Annotated in this window: 6 protein-coding genes; 5 read left to right on the forward strand and 1 reads right to left on the reverse strand. The window is 63.1% G+C overall.

Annotated features, from left to right (window positions below; all coding sequences use genetic code 11):
- Positions 1–150: 150 nt before the first annotated feature.
- Positions 151–318: a hypothetical protein gene (locus ABSG20_RS28435; protein ID WP_423867792.1), complete on the reverse strand. Its 168-nt coding sequence runs from the start codon at positions 316–318 to the stop codon at positions 151–153.
- Between the two features lie 329 nt (positions 319–647).
- On the opposite strand from ABSG20_RS28435, the gene ABSG20_RS28440 reads away from it, so the two are divergent.
- The 5 genes from ABSG20_RS28440 to ABSG20_RS28460 all read left to right on the forward strand — a co-directional run.
- Entirely contained in the window at positions 648–1,562 is a 915-nt protein-coding gene (locus tag ABSG20_RS28440; protein ID WP_423867796.1) for an ABC transporter permease subunit, read from the forward strand.
- Positions 1,563–1,597: 35 nt separating this feature from the next.
- Positions 1,598–2,905, forward strand: coding sequence for a high-affinity branched-chain amino acid ABC transporter permease LivM (livM, locus tag ABSG20_RS28445; protein WP_423867797.1), 1,308 nt, complete (start codon positions 1,598–1,600; stop codon positions 2,903–2,905).
- The gene (locus ABSG20_RS28450; RefSeq protein WP_423867793.1) at positions 2,902–3,741 is read left to right on the forward strand and encodes an ABC transporter ATP-binding protein; all 840 of its coding nucleotides are present in this window, start codon (positions 2,902–2,904) and stop codon (positions 3,739–3,741) included. Before livM ends, ABSG20_RS28450 begins: the two co-directional genes overlap by 4 nt.
- Positions 3,742–3,781: 40 nt before the next feature.
- A complete protein-coding gene (locus ABSG20_RS28455) occupies positions 3,782–4,525 on the forward strand; it encodes an ABC transporter ATP-binding protein (RefSeq protein ID WP_423867794.1) in 744 nt (247 codons plus the stop codon).
- Between the two features lie 220 nt (positions 4,526–4,745).
- Positions 4,746–5,560, forward strand: an 815-nt coding sequence (locus ABSG20_RS28460) for a branched-chain amino acid ABC transporter substrate-binding protein (RefSeq protein ID WP_423867795.1), incomplete at its 3' end; no start/stop codon positions are given.

Below are 5,560 nucleotides of genomic sequence, written 5' to 3' on the forward strand. Positions count from 1 at the left end.
CGATCGGCAATTTAAACCCTTTGTTTACCTTAACGACCGGGGTCGCCGGCCCCCTGGAAAAAGCAAAGTCCCGCCCTGCGGCGGGACCCTGCTCTCAGCTTGACCCAGGCCTGGTCCAGCGACGACGTCTGGGACCAAGCGACCTCCGGACTATCGTCCGCCCTTGCCCTGCTGGTCGGGATTCTGACCTTGACGGTTCGGATCCTGCTGCTGCTGGCCAGGCTTCTGGCCGCCGCCCTGCTGCTGACCGGGCTTCTGGCTCGGATTCTGACCTGGATTCTGGTTCTGCTGGCCCGGATTCTGGTTCTGGTTCGACATCGAGGTCTCCCTTGTTGAACGTATCGGGAGGGGTCAACGGCAAAAGGCGGAAATAGTTGCGCGGAACCTCGGGGTTCCGCAGCGGTCATTACATGGCAAAGATTTGCCGCAAATGTGGCGGCGAAACCGCCCGGGACTGAAACTATCCCGGTACAAGCCCTTCTTGTTGCTCCCCGCGCTGTTGCCGCGCCGGGTTCCCGCTGTTAGAAAGTGCGACGGTGCGTTCTTCCGGCTGCCGGGGCCATCGTCGCGCATCTGATGGAAGCCAGCGTTTTCTTGCGGCGAATTGAATTCCAACTTGCCGGAAAATGCTCAAACAACGGCAGCTTATGGACTATTTCGCCCAGCAACTGATCAACGGTATTGTGCTCGGCTCGATCTATGGCCTGATCGCCATTGGCTACACCATGGTCTATGGCATCGTCGGCATGATCAATTTTGCCCATGGCGACATCTTCATGATCGGCGGCTTTATCGCCCTGATCACGTTTTTGATCCTGGTTTCGCTCGGCCTCACCGTGGTCCCGGTGATCCTCTTGATCGTGCTTTTGGTATCGATGGCGATAACCGCGCTGTATGGCTGGACGGTCGAGCGCATTGCCTACCGGCCGCTGCGGCACTCGTTCCGCCTCGCCCCGATGCTGTCGGCAATCGGGATGTCGTTCGTGCTGTCGAATTACTCGCAGGTGGCGCAGGGCGCGCGGGTCAAGCCGGTGCCACCGATCATCACCGGCGGCTACACCCTTTTGGAACGGAACGGGTTCGTGGTGCGGCTGTCCAATGTGCAGATCATCGTCGTCGTCACCACCGTGGTGCTGCTGGCGGGCTTCACCTGGCTGGTGGCGCGGACCCGGCTTGGCCGCGACATGCGCGCCTGCGAACAGGACCAGACCATGGCGGCGCTGCTCGGGGTCGATGTCGACCGCACCATCTCCATGACCTTCGTGATCGGGGCCGCGCTCGCTGCGGTCGCGGGCATGATGTATCTTCTGTATTATGGTCTGGTCGACTTTTACATGGGCTTTGTCGCGGGCATCAAGGCCTTCACCGCGGCGGTGCTCGGCGGCATCGGTTCGCTGCCGGGCGCGATGCTGGGCGGGCTCGCGATCGGGCTGATCGAGACCATGTGGTCGGCGTATTTTTCCATCGAATACAAGGACGTCGCGGCGTTCTCGATCCTGATCATCGTACTGATTTTCCTGCCGACCGGCCTGCTCGGCCGGCCCGAAGTTGAAAAAGTTTGACGGGCGGCGGCGTGACAGCAACCGCATCCCAGCCAATTTCAGTGTCTGCGTCACGCGCCACGGGCGCAGCCTTCATCTTCAAGAAAGCCTCAATCAGCGCCCTGGTGGCGCTGGTGCTGTTTTCGCTGATGATCGGCATTCGCACCGAAGCCGGACCGACCGGTCAATTGATCTATTGGACGCGGTTTCCCGAACTCGCCGCGATGGTCGCTACCGTGTTCTTCGGCAGCATCCTGGTCGAACTGTTGCGGCGGTGGTGGGGGCGGGCCGGCACCGTCAGGATCGTTCCGCCCGAGGTCGCGCACGCGCTGGCGCTGGCACGGCGCGCGATCGCGCCCTTGCTGCTGATCTTTACCTTTCTGGTGCCGGTGATCTTCTACGATCAGCGCTACATTCTCGATCTCGGCATTCTGGTTTTGACCTATGTCATGCTGGGCTGGGGGCTGAACGTGGTGGTCGGCCTTGCCGGGCTGCTCGATCTCGGTTACGTCGCCTTTTATGCCGTCGGTGCCTATTCCTACGCGCTGTTGGCGACCAATTTCGGGCTATCGTTCTGGATCTGCCTGCCGCTTGCCGGCATCCTCGCGGCGCTCTGGGGCGTCATGCTGGGTTTTCCGGTGCTGCGGCTGCGCGGCGACTATCTCGCCATCGTGACATTGGCATTCGGCGAGATCATCCGGCTCGTTATCACCAACTGGCAGAGCCTGACCGGCGGTCCCAACGGCATTTCCAGCATTCCCAGGCCGAGCCTGTTCGGCATTCCGCTGACCCCCGGCGATGATGGACTTGCAGCCAAACTCGGCATCGAATTCTCGCCGACCCATCGCATCGTTTTTCTGTTTTACCTGATCCTGGCGCTGGCGTTGCTCACCAACTGGGTGACGATCCGGCTCAGGCGTTTGCCGATCGGCCGCGCCTGGGAGGCGCTGCGCGAGGACGAGGTGGCCTGCCGCGCGCTCGGCATCAACATCACGACCACCAAACTAACGGCATTCGCGACCGGCGCCATGTTCGGCGGGTTCGCCGGCGCGTTCTTCGCGACCCGGCAGGGATTTATCAGTCCGGAATCCTTCACCTTCCAGGAATCGGCGCTGGTGCTGGCGATCGTCGTGCTCGGCGGCATGGGTTCGCAGCTCGGCGTCGCGCTCGCGGCGCTGACCATGATCGGCGGCTTCGAGCTGTTTCGCGGTTTCGACCAGTACCGCATGCTGGTATTTGGCGTCGCCATGGTGCTGCTGATGATCTTTCGACCGCGCGGGCTGATCGGCCATCGCGCGCCGACGGTGTTCCTGAAAAAAAGCCAGGCCATCTCCTCCGACCTCGTCAAGGAGGGGGCGGGATGAGCGGCGCCGGCCACATTCTCGCCGTCGATCATCTGTCGATGCGCTTCGGCGGCATCGTCGCCGTCAAGGATCTGTCGTTCGCCGCCGGACGGCGAGAGATCACCGCGCTGATCGGGCCGAACGGCGCCGGCAAGACCACCGTGTTCAACTGCATTACCGGCTTCTACAAGCCGACCTCCGGCACCCTGAGGCTGACCCACGACGACAACAGGGAAATCCAGCTCGAGCGGCTGAACGATTTCCGGATTTCAAAACAGGCAAAGGTCGCGCGCACCTTCCAGAACATCCGGCTGTTTCCCGGCATGACCGCGCTGGAAAACCTGATGGTGGCGCAACACAATGCGCTGATGCGCGCTTCCGGCCTGACCTTTCTCGGCCTGGTCGGCGTGCCCTCCTGGCGCAGGGCGGAAAAGCACGCCATCGATCAGGCCACGCTCTGGCTCGACCGCATCGGGCTGATCGACCGCGCCGACGATGCCGCCGGCAATCTGCCTTACGGCGATCAGCGCCGGCTGGAAATCGCCCGCGCGATGTGCACCGAGCCGGCGCTGCTCTGCCTCGACGAGCCGGCCGCCGGACTGAACGCGCGCGAAAGTGCGGCGCTCAGCGCGCTGCTGCTGACGATCCGCGCCGACCACGGCACCTCGATCCTGTTGATCGAGCACGATATGTCGGTGGTGATGGAAATTTCCGACCGCGTCGTGGTGATGGATTACGGCGTCAAGATCGCCGAGGGCACGCCGCGAGAGGTCCGGGACGATCCCAAGGTGATCGCGGCCTATCTCGGCGTCGAGGACGATGAGGTCGCCGCCACGGAAGCGGAGTTGGGGTTGTGAGGCGGCACGAGATACTCTCGTCATGCGATGGGGTCAGGCGATGACCTCAACCTCCTCCCCCATGCTCGCGATCAGGTCCTTGCGCGCCGCCTACGGCAAGATCGAGGCGCTGAAGGGCGTCGATCTCGAGATCAGCCCGGGGGAGATCGTCGCTTTGATCGGCGCCAACGGCGCCGGCAAGTCGACGCTGATGATGACGATCTTCGGCAAGCCACGCGCCCGTGCCGGGAAAATCCTGTTCGACGGCCGCGATATCACCGAGGTGCCGACCCATCAGATCGCGCAGCTGCGGATCGCCCAGGCGCCCGAAGGGCGCCGGATTTTCCCGCGCATGAGCGTCGCGGAAAACCTGCAGATGGGCGCCGACGCCACCGACTCTGGCGAGGCCGACCGATTGGCCGGGCTCGAACGCGTGCTGTCGCTGTTTCCGCGGCTCAAGGAACGCATGACCCAGCGCGGCGGCACGTTGTCGGGCGGCGAACAGCAGATGCTGGCGATCGGACGCGCGCTGATGAGCCGCCCTCGGCTGTTGCTCCTGGACGAGCCCTCGCTCGGCCTCGCCCCACTGATCGCGCGGCAGATTTTCGAGGCGATCCGGACCCTGAACCAAAAGGACGGCCTCACCGTGCTGATCGTCGAGCAGAACGCCAATCATGCGCTGCGGCTCGCCCACCGCGGCTACGTCATGGTCAACGGCCTGATCACATTGAGCGGAACCGGCACCGAACTGCTGCAGCGCCCGGAAATCCGCGCTGCCTATTTGGAAGGCGGCCGGCGAGCCTAGCGTGCCGTTGGGTTGCCGTCATTCCGGGGTGCGCGAAGCGCATACCCGGCATGGGGAGATTCCCGGTCTGCGGTTCGCGCCCCGGAATGACGTCGGCTCGAAGCGATACCTGCCTTAAATTTACCGATGACATCGCGGCAAAATCAGCCGACAATGGGTGTGCGTTTTGAAACCGGCGTGCCCGGTATTTCCCGTAGCGATTTACCCGCGAGGACACCTCATGAAATCACTGAAATGGATCGGTTTGGCATTGGGCGCGTCGCTGGCGCTGTCGACGACCGCACTGGCAGAGGACTTAACCATCGCCACGGCCGGCCCGATGACCGGCGGCGAATCGGCTTTCGGCCGGCAGATGCAGAACGGCGCCAATCAGGCGGTGGCCGACCTCAACGCCGCCGGCGGCGTGCTCGGCAGGAAGCTGGTGCTGGATGCTGAAGACGATGCCTGCGACCCCAAGCAGGCGCGTTCGGTGGCGGAAAAGATCGCCAGTGCGAAAATCCCCTTCGTGGCGGGCCACTATTGTTCATCGTCGTCGATCCCGGCCTCCGAAGCCTATGCCGACGGCAACGTACTGCAGATCACCCCGGCATCGACCAACCCCTTGTTCACCGAGCGCGGGCTCTGGAACGTGGCCCGGGTCTGCGGCCGCGACGATCAGCAGGGCCTGGTCGCCGCCGAGTTCATTGCGAAAAACTACAAGGGCAAGAACATCGCCATCCTTGACGACAAGACCACCTACGGCAAAGGCCTCGCCGACGAAACGAAGAAGGCGCTCAACAAGGCCGGCATCACCGAAAAGGTGCACGAATCCTATAACAAGGGCGACAAGGATTTTAATGCCATCGTGTCGCGGCTGAAGCTTGAGAAGATCGATCTGGTCTATGTCGGCGGCTACCATCAGGAATCCGGCCTGATCCTGCGCCAGATGCGCGACCAGGGCCTGCAGACCGTGCTGATGGCCGGCGACGCGCTGGCCGACAAGGAGTTTGCCTCGATTGCCGGGCCGGCCGCCGAAGGCACGCTGTTCACCTTCGG

Origin of the sequence: Bradyrhizobium sp., assembly GCF_049512235.1 — a bacterium.
Taxonomy (GTDB): domain Bacteria; phylum Pseudomonadota; class Alphaproteobacteria; order Rhizobiales; family Xanthobacteraceae; genus Bradyrhizobium.